The organism is Streptomyces sp. NPDC002779, assembly GCF_042888685.1.
In the GTDB taxonomy this organism is placed as follows: domain Bacteria; phylum Actinomycetota; class Actinomycetes; order Streptomycetales; family Streptomycetaceae; genus Streptomyces.
This window is the reverse complement of sequence record NZ_JBIAQC010000008.1, coordinates 45,141-64,461: the sequence shown is the minus strand read 5'-3', so window position 1 is coordinate 64,461 and position 19,321 is coordinate 45,141. Positions and strand designations below refer to the sequence as shown.

Below are 19,321 nucleotides of genomic sequence, written 5' to 3'. Positions count from 1 at the left end.
CAACCGAAAGGGATGTGGTGGTCAGGCATGGCAGCGATGGGAGAGCACGAGTGCGCCGTGGTCGAGGCGGCTCGGCGGGGTGACCTCCGGGCGCAGGACGAGCTGGTCGGCGCGTATCTGCCGTTGGTCTACAACATCGTGGGCCGGGCGCTGAACGGACATGCCGACGTCGACGACGTCGTGCAGGAGACCATGCTCCGCGCCCTGCGCGCGCTCGGCTCGCTGCACCACCCCGCCAGCTTCCGGTCCTGGCTCGTGGCCATCACGATGAACCAGATCCGCACCTACCAGTACCGGCAGCAGACGGCACCGGCGGGCTCGGAACTGGAGGACGCCTACGACGTGGCCGACCCCGGCGCGGACTTCGTGGACCTGACGATCCTGCGCCTCGGTCTGGACGGCCAGCGGCGCGAGGTGGCGCAGGCCACGCGCTGGCTGGACGGCGACGACCGGATGCTGCTGTCGCTGTGGTGGCTGGAGGCCGTCGGCGAGCTGAGCCGGGCGGAGGTCTCCGCGGCGCTCGAGCTGTCCCAGCAGCACACGGCGGTGCGGGTGCAGCGGATGAAGGCTCAGCTGGAGACCGCCCGCCTGGTGGTACGGGCGCTCGCCGCGACGCCGCCGTGCGGTCACCTCGGCCAGGTGATCGGCAACTGGGACGGCCGCCCGTCACCGCTGTGGCGCAAGCGCATCGCCCGGCACGCCCGGGACTGCGTGCCGTGCTCGGGCCACCAGAGCGGGCTGGTCCCGGCCGAGGGGTTGCTGGTCGGCCTGGGACTGGTGCCCGTCGCCGCCGCGCTCACCGGCCTCGCCGCACTGACCGCCTTCGCGACCACCGAAACCGCGGCTGCGGCTTCGGGTGCGGCGGGGTATGGGGACTTCGGTCATGGTGCGGCTTCGGGTGCGGCGGGGCATGGGGACCTCGGTCACGGTGCGGCCTCCGGTGTGGCGGGGCATGGGGACGTCGGTCACGGTGTTGCTTCGGGTGTGCCGGGGTATCCGGACGCCGGTCATGGCGCGGCCTCCGGTGTGGCGGGGGTTGGGGACGTCGGTCACGGTGCTGCTTCGGGTGGGCTGGGGCATGCCAACGTGGGCCATGGCGCGGCCTCCGGTGTGGCGGGGCATGGGGACGTCGGTCACGGTGTTGCTTCGGGTGTGCCGGGGTATCCGGACGCCGGTCACGGTGCGGCCTCCGGGGGGCCGGGGTATCCGGAGTTCGGGCACGGCGCGGTCCCGGGTGTGCCGGGGTATCCGGATCGCGGCCACACCGGGGCCCCGGCAGAGCACGCCTCCGCTCACACCCACCCGGAGTCCGGCACCGCAGCCGCAGAGGGTGACCCCACGGCCGTACTCGCGCCGGTGCGCACCGCCCCCTCCCGAGGGCGCCACGGCCACGGCCGACGCAGACGAATATCCCAGCGCCGCCGCATCACCGGCGTGGCCGCCGCGGTCGCCGTACTGATCACCGGAGGCACCGTCGCGACCCTGAGCCTGCAGCCGGACGGCGAGGGCGACAAGGTGCAGTCCGCTGCCGACACACCCCCGGCCCCCTCCTCGGCTCCCCCCACCACCTCGGCGGCCCCCTCCCCCTCCCCGTCCCAGTCGCCGAGCAAGTCCCCCTCACCCGAGCCCAGCACCAAGTCCCCGAAGCCCACGCCGACAGCCTCACGCACGAAGCCGCAGCCGCAGCCGCAGAAGGCGACGACGCCCCCGCCCCGTCCGTCGGCGACCCCCGCCACCGCACCCGCGGGCACACCCTCCGCGCAGGTCCTCGCCCTCGTCAACAACGAGCGTGCGAAAGCCGGTTGTGGGCCTGTGACGCACGACGGCCGCCTCGCCCGGGCCGCTCAGCTGCACAGCGAGGACATGTCGCAGAACCAGTACTTCGACCACACCAGCCTCGACGGCCGCACCTTCGCCGACCGGGCCGCCGCCCAGGGACATCCGTCGCCCGGAGCCGAGAACATCGCCCGCGGCCAGACCACCCCGGCAGCCGTGATGGCGGCGTGGATGAACTCGCAGGGCCACCGCGAGAACATCCTCAACTGTTCCCTCACCACCATGGGCATCGGCCTCGTGGAGGACGACTGGACCTGGACCCAGGTGTTCGGCTACTAGGGGTGTCAGGGCTCGCCGTGGCCAGGTTCACATGGCGTCGGCGCGACGGGGCCGACACCATGGTGCACCTCACCCGCAGGCGAAGGGATCACGAATGTTCCGCAAGGTGCTGGTCGCCAACCGAGGCGAGATCGCGATTCGGGCCTTTCGTGCGGGCTACGAGCTGGGCGCGCGGACCGTCGCCGTCTTCCCGCACGAGGACCGCAACTCGCTGCACCGGCTGAAGGCCGACGAGGCCTACGAGATCGGCGAACCGGGACATCCGGTGCGCGCCTATCTCTCCGTCGACGAGATCGTCGGCGCGGCCCGGCGCGCCGGCGCGGACGCCGTCTACCCCGGCTACGGCTTCCTCTCCGAGAACCCCGAGCTGGCCCGGGCCTGCGCGGCGGCGGGCATCACGTTCGTCGGACCGGACGCGGACATCCTGGAGCTGACCGGCAACAAGGCCCGCGCGGTGGCCGCCGCCCGCGAGGCCGGCGTACCCGTGCTGCGCTCCTCCGCGCCCTCCAACTACATCGACGAACTCGTCCGCGCCGCCGAGGACGTCGGCTTCCCGGTGTTCGTCAAGGCCGTCGCGGGCGGCGGCGGGCGCGGGATGCGCCGCGTCGAGAACCCCGCCCAGCTCAGGGAGTCCATCGAGGCCGCCTCGCGCGAGGCGGCGTCCGCCTTCGGTGACCCGACGGTGTTCCTGGAGAAGGCCGTCGTCGAACCCCGCCACATCGAGGTGCAGATCCTCGCCGACGGCCACGGCAACGTCATCCACCTCTTCGAGCGGGACTGCTCGGTGCAGCGCCGCCACCAGAAGGTCATCGAACTCGCGCCCGCCCCCAACCTCGACCCGGCCCTGCGCGACCGGATCTGCGCCGACGCCGTCCGGTTCGCCCGGCAGATCGGCTACCGCAACGCGGGCACCGTGGAGTTCCTCCTCGACCGCGACGGCAACCACGTCTTCATCGAGATGAACCCGCGCATCCAGGTCGAGCACACGGTCACCGAGGAGGTCACCGACGTCGACCTGGTCCAGTCCCAGCTGCGCATCGCCGCCGGCGAGAGCCTCGCCGACCTCGGGCTCTCCCAGGAGACCGTCACCCTGCGCGGCGCCGCCCTGCAGTGCCGTATCACCACCGAGGACCCCGCCAACGGCTTCCGCCCCGACACCGGTCGGATCAGCGCCTACCGCTCACCCGGCGGCTCCGGCATCCGCCTCGACGGCGGCACCACCCACGCCGGTACGGACATCAGCGCCCACTTCGACTCCATGCTGGTGAAGCTCACCTGCCGGGGCCGGGACTTCGCCGCCGCGGTGGGCCGCGCCCGGCGTGCCGTCGCCGAGTTCCGCATCCGCGGGGTGTCCACCAACATCCCGTTCCTCCAGGCGGTGCTGGACGATCCGGACTTCCAGGCCGGCCGGGTCACCACCTCGTTCATCGAGCAGCGCCCGCATCTGCTCACCGCCCGCCACTCCGCCGACCGCGGCACCAAGCTGCTGACCTACCTGGCCGACGTCACCGTGAACCGGCCGCACGGCGAGCGGCCCGACCTCGCCGACCCGATGGCCAAGCTGCCCCCCGTACCCGAGGGACTGCCGCCCGCGGGCTCCCGGCAGCGGCTCGTCGAACTCGGCCCCGAGGGCTTCGCCCGGAACCTGCGTGAGGCGCCCACCCTCGGCGTCACCGACACCACCTTCCGCGACGCCCACCAGTCCCTGCTCGCCACCCGGGTCCGTACGAAGGACATGCTCGCCGTCGCCCCGGTCGTCGCCCGCACCCTGCCCGAGCTGCTCTCCCTGGAGTGCTGGGGCGGCGCCACCTACGACGTCGCCCTGCGGTTCCTCGCCGAGGACCCCTGGGAGCGGCTGGCCGCCCTGCGCGAGGCCGTCCCGAACATCTGCCTGCAGATGCTGCTGCGCGGCCGCAACACCGTGGGCTACACCCCCTACCCGACCGAGGTCACCGACGCCTTCGTGCAGGAGGCCGCCGCCACCGGCATCGACATCTTCCGCATCTTCGACGCCCTCAACGACGTCGACCAGATGCGCCCCGCCATCGACGCCGTACGCCAGACCGGGACCGCCGTCGCGGAGGTGGCCCTGTGCTACACCGCCGACCTGTCCGACCCGGACGAGCGGCTCTACACCCTCGACTACTACCTGCGCCTCGCCGAGCGGATCGTCGACGCGGGCGCCCACATCCTGGCCGTCAAGGACATGGCCGGACTGCTGCGGGCCCCGGCCGCCGCCACCCTCGTGACCGCGCTGCGCCGGGAGTTCGACCTGCCGGTGCACCTGCACACCCACGACACCGCCGGCGGCCAGCTCGCCACCTACCTCGCCGCGGTCCAGGCCGGGGCGGACGCCGTGGACGGGGCGGTCGCGTCCATGGCGGGCAGCACCTCCCAGCCGTCCCTGTCGGCGATCGTGGCCGCCACCGACCACTCCGCCCGCCCGACCGGCCTCGACATCCAGGCCGTCGGCGACCTGGAGCCGTACTGGGAGAGCGTCCGCAAGGTCTACGCCCCCTTCGAGTCGGGCCTGCCCGCGCCGACCGGCCGGGTCTACCACCACGAGATCCCCGGCGGTCAGCTGTCCAACCTGCGCACCCAGGCCATCGCGCTCGGCCTCGGCGACCGCTTCGAGGACATCGAGGCCATGTACGCCGCCGCCGACCGGATGCTGGGCAGGCTGGTGAAGGTCACCCCGTCCTCGAAGGTGGTCGGCGACCTGGCCCTGCACCTGGTGGGCGCGGGCGTCTCCCCGGCCGACTTCGAGGCGGAGCCCGACCGGTTCGACATCCCCGACTCCGTCATCGGCTTCCTCCGCGGCGAGCTGGGCACCCCGCCCGGCGGCTGGCCCGAGCCGTTCCGCAGCAAGGCCCTGCGCGGCCGCGCCGAGGCCAAGCCGCCCGCGGGCCTCACCGCCGACGACCGCGCGGGCCTGGTCAAGGACCGGCGCGCCACCCTCAACCGGCTGCTGTTCCCCGGCCCGACCCGGGAGTTCGAGACCCACCGCCAGTCCTACGGCGACACCAGCGTGCTGGACAGCAAGGACTTCTTCTACGGCCTGCGCCAGGCCAAGGAGTACGCCATCGACCTCGAACCCGGGGTGCGGCTGCTGATCGAGCTGCAGGCCGTCGGTGACGCCGACGAGCGCGGCATGCGGACGGTGATGTCCTCCCTGAACGGCCAGTTGCGGCCCATCCAGGTCCGCGACCGGGCGGTGGCCTCGGACATCCCGGCCACCGAGAAGGCCGACCGCTCGAATCCCGGCCATGTCGCGGCGCCGTTCGCGGGCGTGGTGACCCTCGCGGTCGCCGAGGGCGACCAGGTGGCGGCCGGGGCGACGGTGGCGACCATCGAGGCGATGAAGATGGAGGCGTCGATCACCGCCGCCAAGGACGGCACGGTCTCCCGGCTCGCGGTCAACCGGATCCAGCAGGTCGAGGGCGGTGACCTGCTGGCCGAGATCGGCTGAGGTCAGCGACGGCAGTACAGGAACAGGTGGGGCTCGGGCCCCGCTCCGGGGTGGTCCGGGGTGAAGACGGTGCTGTTCCGCGACAGCACCGTCAGCCCCGCCGCCTCCACCACGGCGACGAGGTCCGCCTCCGCGAAGCTCGTCGCGCGCACCGGAAGGCCCATGAAGACCACCTCGACGTCCGCCACGTCCGCGGGCACGGTCGCCAGCACCAGATGGCCACCGGGCCTGAGAGCCCGGGCCAGCCGGTCCACCACCGCCGTCTGCTCCGCGCGGGTCATCTGCAGCAGCGAGAAGAACACGCACACCCCGTCGAACGAGCCCTCCTCCAAGGGGAGTTCACGGATGTCGGCGCAGCGGAACTCGGCCCCGGGGACCTGCCGGGCGGCGAGTTCGACCATGACGGGGGAGACGTCGACGCCCAGCACCGAGTGGCCCGCCGCGGTGAGCGCGGCCGCGGTCGGCCGTCCGGTGCCGCTGCCCACGTCCAGCGTCCGGGCGGCGGGCGGCAGCCGTTCGAGCAGCCACTCCAGGGCGGACAGATGGGCGGGGGCGTGGGCGAACGCCTTCTCGTAGTCGGCACCCAGCGCGTCGAACAGCGCTGCGGCGGGCGGGCGTTGCTCCTCGTACGGCACGTCGCGCATCCCTTCGCTCGGCGGCCCGTATCGTCGCACCCGGCGGACTCGCGCCACAACGGCGGCCCGGTGCGCGTCCCCGCGCCCAGCAGGGAAGAATGGGGTCCGTAACCGACGGTCGAAGCGTGCTGAGGAGCCGGAGATGCAGGACGAGCGAGCAGGGCAGGTCGCCGGGCCCGAGGACCTCATCGATGTGGCCCGCCTGGTCACGGCGTACTACGCGCTGCACCCCGACCCGGCCGAGCCGGGCCAGCGGGTGGCGTTCGGCACCTCGGGACACCGCGGCTCGTCCCTCGCGGCGGCGTTCAACGAGGACCACATCGCCGCCACCAGCCAGGCCATCTGCGAATACCGCACGGCGAAGGGCACCGACGGGCCCCTCTTCCTCGGCGCCGACACCCACGCCCTGTCCGAGCCCGCCCGGATCACGGCGCTGGAGGTGTTCGCCGCCAACGACGTCACCGTCCTCATCGACCAGACCGACGGCTACACGCCCACCCCGGCGGTCTCGCACGCCATCCTCGCCCACAACCGCGGCCGCACCTCCGGCCTCGCCGACGGCGTGGTGGTCACCCCCTCGCACAACCCGCCCGCCGACGGCGGCTTCAAGTACAACCCGCCGAGCGGCGGCCCGGCCGGCTCCGACGCGACCTCCTGGATCCAGGACCGTGCCAACGAGATCATCACCGGCGGCCTGAAGGACGTACGGCGCATCCCGTACGCCCGCGCCCTGGCCGCGCCCGGCACCGGCCGCTACGACTTCCTCGGCACCTACGTGGCCGACCTGCCGAACGTGCTGGACCTGGACGCGATCCGGACCGCGGGCGTACGCATCGGCGCGGACCCGCTGGGCGGCGCCTCGGTGGCCTACTGGGGCCGGATCGCCGAGCAGCACCGGCTCGACCTCACGGTGGTCAATCCGCTCACCGACCCCACCTGGCGCTTCATGACGCTGGACTGGGACGGCAAGATCCGCATGGACTGCTCCTCCCCGTACGCCATGGCCTCGCTCATCGAACAGCGCGACCGGTACGACATCGCCACCGGCAACGACGCCGACGCCGACCGGCACGGCATCGTCACACCCGACGGCGGTCTGATGAACCCCAACCACTATCTGGCCGTGGCGATCTCCTACCTCTTCTCGCACCGCGAGCGGTGGCCGGCGGGTGCCGGGATCGGCAAGACGCTGGTGTCGTCCAGCATGATCGACCGGGTCGCGGCGGAGGTCGGCCGCCCGCTCGTCGAAGTCCCCGTCGGATTCAAGTGGTTCGTGGACGGCCTGGCCGACGGCGGCCTCGGCTTCGGCGGCGAGGAGTCGGCGGGCGCGTCCTTCCTGCGCCGGGACGGCTCGGTGTGGACCACCGACAAGGACGGCATCATCCTGGCGCTGCTCGCCTCCGAGATCACCGCGGTCACGGGCAAGTCACCGTCGCGGCACTACGCCGAACTCACCGAACGCTTCGGCTCGCCCGCCTACGCGCGCGTGGACGCCCCCGCGTCCCGCGAGGAGAAGGCGCTCCTCGCGAAGCTGTCACCGCAGCAGGTCACCGCCGACACCCTCGCCGGGGACCCGGTCACGACGGTCCTGACCGAGGCCCCGGGCAACGGCGCCGCCCTCGGCGGCATCAAGGTGTGCACCGCCAACGCCTGGTTCGCGGCGCGGCCTTCGGGCACGGAGGACGTCTACAAGATCTACGGCGAGTCCTTCCGCGGAGCGGACCACCTGCGCCAGGTCCAGGAGGAGGCCAGGTCGGTGGTGCTGGCGGCGCTGGGCGGCTGACGCGGGCCCAACACTCCACGGCACAGCGGGCATTCGGGGACGAGGCCCGCTGCGCCGCTCCCGCCTGTGCGGTGCGCGCCGGGCGGATAAGAACCGGGGTGCCCGAACCCGGGCGGACGTGCGGTGACCGCGGCGGCCGGCGCCGGTCAGGTGGGGACCGCGGTCAGCAAGACCGCAGGCCGGAACTGGCGGTGGCGACGCCCGGTCACCGCCGTGGTCTGCGGCGGTCAGCCTTGGCCGTCGTACGGCCCGACCGAACCTTGGCCCTGCATATCGCCGGGCGGCGTCAGCGGGAGAGCTTGGCTCGGGTGCTGGCCGCCCTCGCCGCCGGGCGGGCCGTCGCGCGCATGGAGCGGCTGACCAGGCGCGCGTCGCGGCGCAGGCCCTTGGCGGTGTGGCGGCTGCGCCAGGCCAGGGACGGGGAACCGCCGGTGTCGTCGGCGGCGATCAGCAGGCCGCCGAGCATCGACATGTTCTTCAGGAAATGGATGCGCTGCTGGGACCGCCGCTCCGGGTCGTCCTCCTCCCAGAAGCGGTGCCCGGCCAGCGTGGTCGGCACGAGCGTCGCCGCGATCGCGAGCGCGGCGATCCGGGGCATCCGGCCGATGCCGAGCATGACGCCCGCGGCGACCTGGACGGCGCCGTTGAGCCGCACCAGCTGCTCCGTGCGGTCCGGCAGGACCTCCACCCGTTCGGTGATCGGCTGGACGACGGGCTCCGCGGCCGGGGCCACGTCCTTGGGGTTGCGCAGGGAGTCCAGACCTCCGGTGACGAACATCGAGGCAAGCATCGGACGTCCGGCTACACGCAGCAGACTCATGGCACTCTCCGGATTCGTGGCGTACGGACTGCGGTGATCACCGTGTTCCCGCCCCGCCCGGGCTCATGCGCCGCCCTCGGAACGCCCGGCCACTACTCGCCGAGCCGCAGCTGCATCAGCGTCAGGTCGAACCAGCGGCCGAACTTGGTCCCGGCCTCCTTCAGGGTGCCGACATGGACGAACCCGCGGTGCTCGTGCAGCCGGATGGAGGTGCCGTTGCCCGACTCGATCGCGGCGATCATGCTGTGCTGGCCCGTCGCGCGCGCCGTGGCGATGAGCGCGGTGAGCAGGGAGCCGCCGATGCCCAGACCCTGGTGGCCGTCGCGGACGTAGACCGAGTCCTCCACCGTGTGGCGGTAGCCCTCCAGGGCCCGCCAGGGGGCGTAGGAGGCGTATCCGGCGATCTCCCCGGCCACCTCCGCCACCAGGGCCGAGCCGCGGTCGAGATGGTCGGCGAACCAGGCCCGGCCCTCGGCGGGGGAGTGCGGGACCTGCGTCCACAGGGCCGTCGAGTGCTCGACGGCGTGGTTGCGGATCGCGACGACGGCCTCGGTGTCCTCGGGCCGTGCCGCGCGGACCGTGACACCCCCTCGCTTCTCATATACTGGAATCATGTCCAATATGATAGATCCTCTGGTGGAGCGCATCGCCACCCGCATCCGTGCGGAGCGCGAGCGCCGCCGGTGGACGCTGGCCCAGCTCGCGGACGCCTCCGGGGTCTCCCGGGCGATGATCAACCGGATCGAGCGCGGCGAGAGCAACCCCACGGCCGTCGTCCTGGGCAAGCTGTCGGCGGCGTTCCGGATCAGCGTCGCATCCCTGCTCGCGCAGGCCGAGGAGCCCCCGGCCGAGACGCAGGCGATGGGCGTACGGCGGCGGGCCGACGATGCCGAGTGGACCGACCCGGAGACCGGCTACCGGCGCCGCCAGATCACCTCCCCGCGCTTCCCCGCCGAGATCGCGGAGATCCACCTGCCGCCGGGGGCCCGCGTCCCCTACCCGGCCGCCGCCTTCGCCTTCCTCCAGCAGCTCGTGTGGGTTCTGGAGGGCCGGCTCACCTTCCAGGACGGCGACACCGTCCACGAACTCGGCGCCGGGGACATCATCGAACTCGGCGACCCCGCCCCCCGCGTCTTCGCCAACACCGGCACGGACGCCTGCCGTTACGCCGTAGTCCTCAGTCGGACCGCCCGGCCGTGAACCGTAGTCCTCGCCGGGGCGGCACCGCCCTGCTCGCCGCCATGGCCGGTACGGCGATAGCCGACAACTACACCCTCCAGCCCGCCCTCACCGTCGTCGCCGCCGACCTGGACGTCCCGCTCTCCGCGATCAGCCTCGTCCCGTCCGCCGCCCTCGCCGGCTCGATGACCGGCTTCGCCCTGCTGCTGCCCCTCGCCGACCGCATCGCCCCGAACCGCCTGGTCGCCGCCCACTTCACCGCCCTGACCGCCGGCCTCGTCCTGGCCGCCACCGCCGCCGACGCGGCCGTGCTGGTGGCCGCCCACCTGATCATCGGCGCCGCCGCCTCGGTCGCCGCCCAGGCGAGCGTCATCGCGGGACGCCTGGCCGCACCCGGCCGCCGCGGCGCCGCCGTCGCGCTCGTGGCGACCGGCCTGTCCGCCGGCATCCTGCTCAGCCGACTCGTCGGCGGCGCCCTCACCGATCTGCTCGGCTGGCGCGCGATGCTCCTGGCCTGCGCCGCCCTCGCCCTGCTCGGCGCGGCCACGGCCGCGGCACTCCTGCCCCGCGAACGGCCCCGGGCCCGTGACTCCTACCGCTCCGCGCTGGCCATGCTGCCCCGGCTTCCGCTGCGCGAGGCGCGGTTGCGGCGGGCGGTCGCCACCGGAGGGCTGTGGTACCTCGCCTTCACCCTGCTGTGGGTCGGCCTCGCGCTCTCCCTGGCCCGGCCCCCGCACTCCCTGGACCCCACCGCCATCGGCCTGTTCGGCCTGGCCGGACTGCTCGGGTTCGCCGTCCTGCCGTTCACCGGGCGCCTCGTCGACCGTCACGGCCCGCACACCGTGATGACCGGCGCCGTGGCCGTCGCGGCGTGCGGCACCCTGCTGATCGCCCTCGCCCCGGACCACCTCGCGGCCATCGCCGTCGGCCTCGCGGTGTTCGACGCGGGCTGCTTCGTCGCGCAGGCCGCCAACCAGAGCCTCGTGATCGGCATCGACCCCGCCAACTCCGGCAGCCTCAGCGGCGCCTACCTGGTGCTGTACTTCGCCGTCGGCGCCCTCGGCACCGCCCTCGCCGGGCCGCTGCTGGACGCCATCGGCATGCGGGGCACCACGCTCGTCGCCGTCGGCGCGCTGGTCGGGGCCGCCCTCCTCGCGCGGGGCGCCGATCCCCTCGTACGAGTGAGACAAAAGCGTTAGTTCCCGGGCGGGTTCCGGGAACTCCGCAAGAATCCTGATTCCGAGTCGGCGTCAGGAGACACCCGTGGACTACTACGACCTCGGCCCGCACGGCCGGACCGTCACCACCGCGTCGCCCGCGGCGCAGCTCTGGTTCGACCGCGGGCTGACCTGGACGTACGCCTTCCACCACGAGGAAGCCGCCGAGTGCTTCCGGAGGGCCGCCGAGGCCGACCCCGACTGCGCCATGGCCCACTGGGGCATCGCCTACGCCCTCGGCCCGAACTACAACAAGCCCTGGGAGTTCTTCGACGAACGGGACCTGCTGCGCACCGTCGAACGCACCCACCACGCCGTGGAGTCGGCGCACGCCAAGGCGGCCGGCTGCACCCCCGTCGAACAGGCCCTGATCGGCGCCCTGCGCGCCCGCTACCCCCAGGCCGAGGCGGTCGAGGACTGCTCGGTGTGGAACGCCCCCTACGCCGACGCCATGCGCGCCGTCCACGAACTCGCCCCGGACGACCCGGACATCGCCGCCCTGTACGCCGACGCGCTGATGAACCTCACGCCGTGGCACCTGTGGGACCTGCGCACCGGGCAGCCCGCCGAAGGCGCCCGCACCACCGAGGCCAGGGAGGTGCTGGAGCGGGTCGTGGAGTCACCCCAGGGCCGACTGCACCCGGGCGTGCTGCACCTGTACATCCACCTCATGGAGATGTCCCCGACGCCCGAGGCCGCGCTGACCGCCGCCGACCGGCTGCGCGGACTCGTCCCCGACGCCGGACACCTCCACCACATGCCCTCCCACCTGGAGGTGCTGTGCGGGGACTACCGGCGGGTCGTCTCGGACAACACCACGGCGATCCTCGCCGACGAGAAGGTCCTCAGGCGCTCCGGGGCGATGAACTTCTACACCCTGTACCGCGCGCACAACTACCACTTCCGGATCTACGGAGCCATGTTCCTCGGCCAGTCCCGGGTCGCGCTGGAGACCGCCGACCAGTTGGAGGCCGCCATACCGGAGGATCTGCTGCGGGTGCAGAGCCCGCCCATGGCGGACTGGCTGGAGGCCTTCCTCGCCATGCGGGTCCACGTACTGATCCGCTTCGGCCGTTGGTCCGACATCCTCCGGCTGCCGAGGCCCGCCGACCCCGGGCTGTACTGCATGACGACCGCCATGCTCCACTACGCCCGCGGCGTCGCCCTCTCCGCCACCGGCCGGATCCCCGAGGCCGAGACGGAACAGCGCCTGTTCCAGGAGGCGGCGGCCAGGGTGCCCGAGACCCGCATGCTGTTCAACAACACCTGCGCCGACATCCTCGCCATCGCCGCGGCCATGCTGGAAGGCGAACTGGAGTACCGCAAGGGCCGGTTCGAGACCGCCTTCGCCGCCCTGGAACGCTCGATCGACCTCGACGACCACCTCCCCTACGACGAACCGTGGGGCTGGATGCAGCCCACCCGGCACGCCTACGGCGCCCTCCTCCTGGAACAGGGCCGGATCGCCGAGGCGGAGGCGGTCTACCGGGCCGACCTCGGCCTGGACGGCACCCTGCCGAGGGCGTGCCAGCACCCCGGCAACGTATGGGCGCTGCACGGCCTCCACGAATGCCTCACCCGCCAGGGCAAGGAGGGCGAGGCCCGCATCATCGCCCAACAGCTGAAGATCGCCGCCGCGTTGGCGGACGTACCGATCGAGTCGTCCTGCTTCTGCCGGCTCGACACGGGCGGCTGCTGCGCCTAGACGCCGCGCCGGCCAGGGTCTCGGTCCGGTCGGCGATCACCGTGCACCCCTTGCCACCGCCTCACGCAGGCGCTTCACTTGGCGCACCTCCCACAGGAGAACACCCGAGCCCACCTTGCAGAAGGGGTAGTTCTTTTGTCAGCGATCCGTGCCACCGCCGTCACCGCGGCGGCCTGTGCGGCCGTGCTCACCACCGCACTGCCGTCCTCGGCCATCAACTCCTACAACGCGACGCCCGCACCCGAGCGCACCGAGGTCGGCGCGCTCGTCGCGACGTGGGACCACGACGATGACCCCACCACCCCCGACCGGGTCGACTGGGTCTGCTCCGGAACCATGATCGACGCGAACACCTTCCTGACGGCGGCGCACTGCACCACCGACTGGCCGGACAACGTGCGCTTCCACGTGTCCCTGGACCAGGACGTGCAGTCCGGGCTCGACGCGGCCGCGGCGAAGTACCCGGGCGACCCGGCCGCGCAGGCGAACGCCGTCGCCGTCGCGGGCACCGCCCACAATCACCCCGGCTACCCGGGCCCCGCCTCCGACACCCGTGACATCTCCGTGGTCGAGGTGCCCGCGGCGAGGATGGCGGCCCGCTGGAGCTTCACGCCCGCCACCCTGCCCACCGCGGACCAGCTCGGCACCCAGGACCTCAATTCCGCCGACTGGCTCGTCGCCGGGTACGGCACCCAGGAGGCCGTGCGCGGACCGGGCGGCCACACCCACCCGGGCGGCGGCGTGCGCATGAAGGCGCCCGTCACCTTCAACGCCCTCAACCCCTCCTGGGTCCGCCTGGGCATGACCGCACCGCAGGGCAACGGCGGTGCCTGCTACGGCGACTCCGGCGGCCCCAACTTCGTGACGCTGGGCGGGAAGAGGATCCTGGCGGCCACCACGATCACGGGTGACACCCCGTGCTACGCGACGAATGTGACGTACCGTCTGGACACCCCGGGAGCACGGTCCTTCCTGTCGCCGTTCGTGAAACTGCCGTAGCTCGACGCGTCTTCGGCGGGACGGCCGTAAATCCCTCGCGTCGGGGGCGGAACTGGCCGAGACTCGGCTCATGGTGGACATGGGGGCGTTCCGGGACGCGGTCACCGCGTGGGCGGCGGGCGGCCCCGCCGGCCCCGCCCATGAGCTGGCCGCGCGGCACACCGTCCGGACGGTCGTCCTGCTCGAAGGGCTCAGCGACGTCGCGGCGGTCGACGCCCTGGCGGAGAGCCGTGGCCGGGATCTGGCGGACGACGGCGTCTGCGTCCTGTCGATCGGCGGCGCGATGAGTGTCGGGCGCTACGCCCAACTCCTCGGCCCACCCGGCCTGGGCCTGCGCCTCACGGGCCTGTGCGACGAGGCGGAACGCCCCTACTATGCCCGCGGTTTCACCCGGGCCGGCGCGGCGGAGCGGGACTTCTTCGTCTGTGCGGCGGACCTGGAGGACGAGCTCATCCGCGCGCTGGGCGTGCCCCGGATCGAGGAGCTCGTCCACGAGGAGGGCGACGCGCGCCCCCTGCGGACCTTCCTGCGCCAGCCCGCCCAGCAGGGCCGCGCCCCGCAGCAGCAGTTCAGGCGCTTCTTCGGAACGAAGAAGGGACGCAAGATCCACTACGGCCGGGTCCTCGTCGAGGCCCTGGACCCCGACCGCGTTCCCGCCCCGCTCGACGACCTGCTCGCCGCCCTCTGACCGCTCGGTGAGCCCCGTGCCCAGCGGGGCAGCGGCTTACGCTGCCGTCATGAGGGATGCACAGGAGCAAGCGGCTGCCGTGGCGGCCCGCTTCACCGGCGGTGCCGTGGTCGGCGCACGGCGCCTGTCCGGCACGCTGGCCGAAGTCACACTCGACGGCGGGCGGGTGGTGATGGTCAAGCGCGGCGACGGCGGGCCCGGCGCGACCCGGGCCGAGGCGGCGGGGCTGCGCTGGCTGGGGGAGTCCGGTACGGTCCGGGTGCCGACCGTGCACGGGCACGACGAGGAGTGGCTGGTGACGGACCGCGTCCCGGCGGGCCGCCCGAATCCCGAGGCGGCGGAGCAACTGGGCCGCGAGCTGGCCGCGTTGCACGCCGCGGGCGCCCCGGAGTTCGGGGCGCCGCCGCCCGGCGGCCCGAGGGACGCGTACATCGGCCTGGCCCCGATGGGGAACGTCGACGGCACGAACTGGCCGCGCTGGTACGCCGAGCACCGGGTGCTGCCGTATGTGCGCCGGGCGGTCGACGGGGGCACGCTGGACGCCCGCGAGGCGGTGGAGTTCGAGCGGGTCTGCGCCCGCCTGCCCGATCTGGCGGGCCCCGCCGAACCTCCGGCCCGGCTGCACGGCGACCTGTGGAACGGCAACGTCCTGTGGGGCGCCGACGGGCACGCCTGGCTGATCGACCCGGCCGCCCACGGAGGTCACCGTGAGACGGACCTGGCGATGCTCCATCTCTTCGGCTGCCCCCACCTGGACCGGATCCTGGACGGCTACCAAAAGGCCGCACCGCTCAGCGACGGCTGGCCCGCCCGGATCGCCCTGCACCAGCTCTTCCCGCTGCTGGTCCACGCGGTGCTCTTCGGCCGGGGCTACGCGGAACAGGCGCTGGCGGCGGCGCGGTCGGTGCTCACGCGCTGACGTGGTCAGGCGGGGACGCGCAAGGTCTCCACGGCCTTGACCAGGGGGGCGAGTTCGGGGTTCCGGGCCGCCTCGTCGAGGGCCTCGCGCAGGGCGGACTCGTTCGTGGGGCGGGCCTCCTCCAGCAGCTTCAGGCCCGCTTCCGTGACGTCGGTGTAGATGCCGCGGCGGTCGGTGGGGCAGAGGTAGCGGGAGAGCAGGCCGCGGTCCTCCAGGCGGGTCACCAGTCGGGTGGTGGCGCTCTGGCTGAGGACGACGGCGTCGGCGACCTGCTTCATCTGGAGGTGGCCGCCCTCGCCGGAGTGCTGCCGGCTCAGGACGTCGAGCAGCGAGTACTCCCGCACGCTGAGGTCGTGCCCGGACTGCAGGGCGCGCTCGATGTGGGCCTCGATCCGCCCGTGCAGCAGGGAGAGCGCGCACCAGCCCTGGGCGAGGGCGGTGAGTGCGGGGTCTGTGGCGGTCATGGGGCCTGGCTCCTCCGTCCCGGTGTGACTGGTCCCCAGGATATGCCATCCGTAAAATTGCCATCGTGCGCAATTATTGATCGCTCGCAAGTACCTACGGCAAACTCGATGGTGCCCCGTCGTCCTCCGCCGCTACGGTCATGATCTCCGGCCACGAGGAAAGCGACCGATCCGATGAACAGCCGCCCGCCCGCGACGACGACCCTCTGGCGCCCCACCGGGCCGGAGGAGCTGGCCCTGGTCCGAGAGCTGCAGTGGCGGGCCTGGCCGCCGCGCCTGCCGGAGCAGCCGATCTTCTACCCGGTGCTCAACGAGGACTACGCGGTGAAGATCGCCCGGGACTGGAACGTCAAGCACAGCGGCACCGGCTTCGTGACCCGTTTCGAGGTCGAGTCCGGGTGCCTCAGCCGCTACCCCGTCCAGCAGGCGGGCGGCGAGACGATCCTGGAGCTGTGGGTGCCGGCCGAGGAGCTCGACGAGTTCAATGCCCATATCGTCGGCACGATCGAGGTCGTGCACGAGTTCCGGCGCTGACCTGGTGACCCGCCCCTAGCGGGTCACCTCCACCGACACGTGCTCCGACAGTGACGCGAGGAAGTCCGCCGCGTCGAAGGCCGCCCCGGCCGAGGCGACGCCGAGTGTCCTCGTCCGGCCGGTGAGGATCCGGTGCACCGCCTCCACGGCGAGGGGCGCGGTGACCGCGTAGATGTCCCGGCCGCGGGCCACCGCCCGGCGCTCGCGGCCCGCCGAGCGGACGACGGCGTCGACGAGGAAGGTCTGGTCGGAGCGTCCCCGCTCGTCGGCGGCCGTCGGCGCGGGTGTGTCCGGGGTCGCGATGTCCGTGGCCGCCTCGGTCGTCATGTAGGTCCGCACCTCGGGCACGGTCAGATGGCTGGGCACGGTGACGACGTCGGCCATCGTGAACTCGGCGACGACCGGGCGCTCGCCCAGCGGCTCGGGGAACGGCCAGTCGACGACGGTCGTCGCGTCGTCGTGGTACTCCAGGCGCCCCTTGCTGAAGCGGACCCGGCGGCCCCCGCGCCGCTCCCGGGACACCTCGCCCGCGATCCGTGTCCCGGCGGTGGGGTGCCAGCCGTTCAGGCCGTACGCGATGTGGGCCTCGTCGGCGCTCGTCCAGTCGCCCATCGCCGAGGTGGCGAGCAGGTCGCCGAGTCCGCCGTAGAAGGCCATCGCGGGGACGACCAGCGTGCCCGCGGCCCGGGCGCGCTCGCTGAAGTGGGTGAAGGTGTCGTCGTTCGCCTCGATCTCGGCCGCCACGTCCACGTACGGGATCCGGGCCCGCAGCGCCGCCTCGATCACCGGCGCGGCGGTCGTCGCGAACGGCCCGGCGGCGTTGATCACGGCCGCCGTTCCGGCCAGCGCCCGGTCCAGCGCGACCGCGTCGTCGACGGACGCCGGACGGACCTCCAGGCCCGGCGCCGCCGACGCCCGCAGCTTCTCGGCGTCCCGCCCGGACAGCACCGGCACGAACCCCCGCTCCAGCAGTTCCGCCACCACGAACCGCCCGGTGTGCCCGTATGCGCCGAACACCGCAACCCGCTGTCCCATGATCTCTCCCCGTCCTCTTGTCCGTTCCGTTGTGATCATCCTGGCGAGGACGGGCACCCCACCGTGAGTGTCCGGAACGACACCGCCCATACAATTCCGGACATGAGATCAGTCGCGTTCGCCGTCACCGACGGGATGCTGCACTTCGAACTGTCCGTGGCGCAGGAGGTGTTCGGCGACGCCCCGGACGCGGTCCCGGGACCCTGGTACGACGTGACGGTGTGCGGCCCCGGTGCGGTGCGGGTCGGCCGGTTCCGGCTGGAGCCCGACCACGGGCTCGACCGGCTCGCGGACGCCGACACGGTGATCGTCCCCGGCTGGGCGGACATCGACGTCGACCCGCCCGCCGAACTGGTCGACGCGGTCCGCGCGGCGCACGAGGCGGGCAGCCGGGTCGCCTCCCTGTGCACCGGCGCGTTCGTGCTGGCCGCCGCGGGCCTGCTGGACGGCCGACGTGCGACCACGCACTGGGCGCACACCGACGCGCTGGCCGCCCGCCACCCCCGGGTGGAGGTCGACCCGGACGTGCTCTACGTCGACAGCGGCAGCGTGCTCACCTCGGCCGGAAAGGCCGCCGCCCTGGACCTGTGCCTGCACCTGGTCCGGCAGGACCGCGGTTCCACCGTGGCCAACGCCGTCGCCCGCCGGCTGGTCGTGCCCCCGCACCGGGCCGGCGGCCAGGCGCAGTTCGTCACCACTCCGGTGCCCGCCCGGGACGACCATCCGCTCGCCGCCCTGCTGCCCTGGGTGATGGAACGCCTCGACCAGCCGCTGACCGTGGAGGACTTGGCGCGCCGGGCCCGGACCAGCTCACGTACCCTGGGCCGCCACTTCCGGGCGGCCACCGGCACCACACCGTTGCAGTGGCTGCTCAACCAGCGCATCCGCCGCGCCCAGGAACTGCTGGAGACCACCGACGACAGCGTCGACGCCATCGCGACCGCCACCGGCATGGGCACCGCCACGACCCTGCGCCGCCACTTCAACCGCACCCTCGGAGTGCCCCCGGACACCTACCGGCGCACCTTTCGCGCATCCCAGCCGGCCGCGGGCCGACGTGTCCGGGTCAGGGCAGGATGGTCAGATCCAGTGGTCCCGCGGCACCTTGCAGGCCCTGCGGGCTCAGGCAGTCCAGCAGGTCGAGACTGGCGGAGGTGATCACGTAGAGCACATGCTGGCCGGCGAACTTGCCGGACTCGATGTCCGTGCTGATGGTGACCACCAGAGCGCCGGCGGCGTTGGTGGCCGTGGCTTCCGCCGCGGTCCACGAGAAGGTGGTCTTCTCTCCCGTGTTCCAGGTGATGGTCTCCCTGCCGGGGCTCGTCGTGAGCACCGAGAGGCAGGAGAGCTCCTCCTTGGAGGTGAACGAGGAACTCCCCGAGCTGATCTCCCCCGCCACGTCCAGACACGGACCCAGAGCTGTGCTGCCGGACGTGGTGATGGGCTGCGGTGTCAGCCGCAGACCGGGGTTCCAGCCGACCGTCTGATAGCCGGGGCAGGTCAGCAACGCGGCGTCATCCGCCGCAGCCACCGGGGACGAAGGTCCCCGACCCCGGTGTTGATCTGCGCCGCTTGAACGGGTGAGGAACGGGCACAGCTGTACCTTCCTGGTGCGGACGGTGTTGCCGATGGCGCGCACCATGCGCCCGCTTCGGCCGGACGGCAACAGCCGGTGGGACGGGCCATGCTGCGTGCGGCGCCTGGGGCTGATGAGGCGAAGCCAGCGCCCGTGGAGGGCGCGCGAAGGGCTGCGCGCGCT

At 73.0% G+C, this 19,321-nt stretch carries 17 protein-coding genes; 11 read left to right on the top strand and 6 right to left on the bottom strand.

Going from position 1 to position 19,321, the window contains the following annotated elements:
• The first annotated feature begins 27 nt into the window (after positions 1-27).
• Together ACFYW5_RS22955 and ACFYW5_RS22950 are read left to right on the top strand one after the other, a co-directional pair.
• Complete coding sequence (locus tag ACFYW5_RS22955) at positions 28-2,115, top strand: sigma-70 family RNA polymerase sigma factor (RefSeq protein WP_389418923.1); 2,088 nt, start codon at positions 28-30, stop codon at positions 2,113-2,115.
• A gap of 94 nt (positions 2,116-2,209) precedes the next feature.
• On the top strand, positions 2,210-5,584 hold the full coding sequence (locus ACFYW5_RS22950) for a pyruvate carboxylase (protein ID WP_389418922.1): 3,375 nt from the start codon (positions 2,210-2,212) through the stop codon (positions 5,582-5,584).
• A 2-nt stretch (positions 5,585-5,586) separates the two neighbouring features.
• On the opposite strand, the gene ACFYW5_RS22945 is transcribed toward ACFYW5_RS22950, so the two are convergent.
• Positions 5,587-6,228 carry a methyltransferase domain-containing protein gene (locus ACFYW5_RS22945; RefSeq protein WP_389418921.1) on the bottom strand — a complete coding sequence of 214 codons (642 nt, stop codon included), beginning with the start codon at positions 6,226-6,228 and terminating at the stop codon, positions 5,587-5,589.
• Between the two features lie 133 nt (positions 6,229-6,361).
• Between ACFYW5_RS22945 and pgm the strand changes: the two genes are divergently transcribed.
• A complete protein-coding gene (gene pgm / locus ACFYW5_RS22940) occupies positions 6,362-8,002 on the top strand; it encodes a phosphoglucomutase (alpha-D-glucose-1,6-bisphosphate-dependent) (RefSeq protein WP_389418920.1) in 1,641 nt (546 codons plus the stop codon).
• Positions 8,003-8,288: 286 nt separating this feature from the next.
• On the opposite strand, the gene ACFYW5_RS22935 is transcribed toward pgm, so the two are convergent.
• Both ACFYW5_RS22935 and ACFYW5_RS22930 read right to left on the bottom strand, forming a co-directional pair.
• Positions 8,289-8,822 carry a DoxX family protein gene (locus ACFYW5_RS22935; RefSeq protein ID WP_389418919.1) on the bottom strand — a complete coding sequence of 178 codons (534 nt, stop codon included), beginning with the start codon at positions 8,820-8,822 and terminating at the stop codon, positions 8,289-8,291.
• Positions 8,823-8,914: 92 nt separating this feature from the next.
• Positions 8,915-9,436 (bottom strand): GNAT family N-acetyltransferase, encoded by a 522-nt coding sequence (locus ACFYW5_RS22930; RefSeq protein ID WP_389418918.1) that lies wholly within the window; start codon positions 9,434-9,436, stop codon positions 8,915-8,917.
• A gap of 7 nt (positions 9,437-9,443) precedes the next feature.
• Here ACFYW5_RS22930 and ACFYW5_RS22925 point away from each other — a divergent pair, with 7 nt between their 5' ends.
• From ACFYW5_RS22925 to ACFYW5_RS22900, 6 genes are all read left to right on the top strand, one after another.
• Positions 9,444-10,022: a helix-turn-helix domain-containing protein gene (locus ACFYW5_RS22925; protein WP_389419212.1), complete on the top strand. Its 579-nt coding sequence runs from the start codon at positions 9,444-9,446 to the stop codon at positions 10,020-10,022.
• Positions 10,019-11,200, top strand: a complete 1,182-nt coding sequence (locus ACFYW5_RS22920; RefSeq protein ID WP_389418917.1) for an MFS transporter — start codon at positions 10,019-10,021, stop codon at positions 11,198-11,200. Before ACFYW5_RS22925 ends, ACFYW5_RS22920 begins: the two co-directional genes overlap by 4 nt.
• A 64-nt stretch (positions 11,201-11,264) precedes the next feature.
• Positions 11,265-12,923, top strand: coding sequence for a hypothetical protein (locus ACFYW5_RS22915; RefSeq protein ID WP_389418916.1), 1,659 nt, complete (start codon positions 11,265-11,267; stop codon positions 12,921-12,923).
• A gap of 135 nt (positions 12,924-13,058) precedes the next feature.
• A complete protein-coding gene (locus tag ACFYW5_RS22910) occupies positions 13,059-13,922 on the top strand; it encodes a trypsin-like serine protease (protein WP_389418915.1) in 864 nt (287 codons plus the stop codon).
• A gap of 70 nt (positions 13,923-13,992) precedes the next feature.
• Positions 13,993-14,610, top strand: coding sequence for a TOPRIM nucleotidyl transferase/hydrolase domain-containing protein (locus ACFYW5_RS22905; RefSeq protein ID WP_389418914.1), 618 nt, complete (start codon positions 13,993-13,995; stop codon positions 14,608-14,610).
• Between the two features lie 49 nt (positions 14,611-14,659).
• The gene (locus tag ACFYW5_RS22900; protein ID WP_389418913.1) at positions 14,660-15,529 is read left to right on the top strand and encodes a fructosamine kinase family protein; all 870 of its coding nucleotides are present in this window, start codon (positions 14,660-14,662) and stop codon (positions 15,527-15,529) included.
• A 5-nt stretch (positions 15,530-15,534) separates the two neighbouring features.
• Here ACFYW5_RS22900 and ACFYW5_RS22895 read toward each other — a convergent pair whose 3' ends face one another.
• Positions 15,535-15,993: a MarR family winged helix-turn-helix transcriptional regulator gene (locus tag ACFYW5_RS22895; protein ID WP_389418912.1), complete on the bottom strand. Its 459-nt coding sequence runs from the start codon at positions 15,991-15,993 to the stop codon at positions 15,535-15,537.
• Positions 15,994-16,167: 174 nt separating this feature from the next.
• On the opposite strand from ACFYW5_RS22895, the gene ACFYW5_RS22890 reads away from it, so the two are divergent.
• Positions 16,168-16,527 carry a hypothetical protein gene (locus ACFYW5_RS22890; RefSeq protein WP_389418911.1) on the top strand — a complete coding sequence of 120 codons (360 nt, stop codon included), beginning with the start codon at positions 16,168-16,170 and terminating at the stop codon, positions 16,525-16,527.
• 15 nt (positions 16,528-16,542) lie between these two features.
• Here ACFYW5_RS22890 and ACFYW5_RS22885 read toward each other — a convergent pair whose 3' ends face one another.
• Positions 16,543-17,562, bottom strand: coding sequence for an NAD(P)H-binding protein (locus tag ACFYW5_RS22885; RefSeq protein WP_389418910.1), 1,020 nt, complete (start codon positions 17,560-17,562; stop codon positions 16,543-16,545).
• Between the two features lie 102 nt (positions 17,563-17,664).
• Here ACFYW5_RS22885 and ACFYW5_RS22880 point away from each other — a divergent pair, with 102 nt between their 5' ends.
• Positions 17,665-18,720: a helix-turn-helix domain-containing protein gene (locus ACFYW5_RS22880; protein ID WP_389418909.1), complete on the top strand. Its 1,056-nt coding sequence runs from the start codon at positions 17,665-17,667 to the stop codon at positions 18,718-18,720.
• Here the strand turns inward: ACFYW5_RS22880 and ACFYW5_RS22875 are convergent.
• Positions 18,629-19,093 carry a hypothetical protein gene (locus ACFYW5_RS22875; RefSeq protein ID WP_389418908.1) on the bottom strand — a complete coding sequence of 155 codons (465 nt, stop codon included), beginning with the start codon at positions 19,091-19,093 and terminating at the stop codon, positions 18,629-18,631. The genes ACFYW5_RS22880 and ACFYW5_RS22875 overlap by 92 nt on opposite strands.
• Positions 19,094-19,321: the final 228 nt, after the last annotated feature.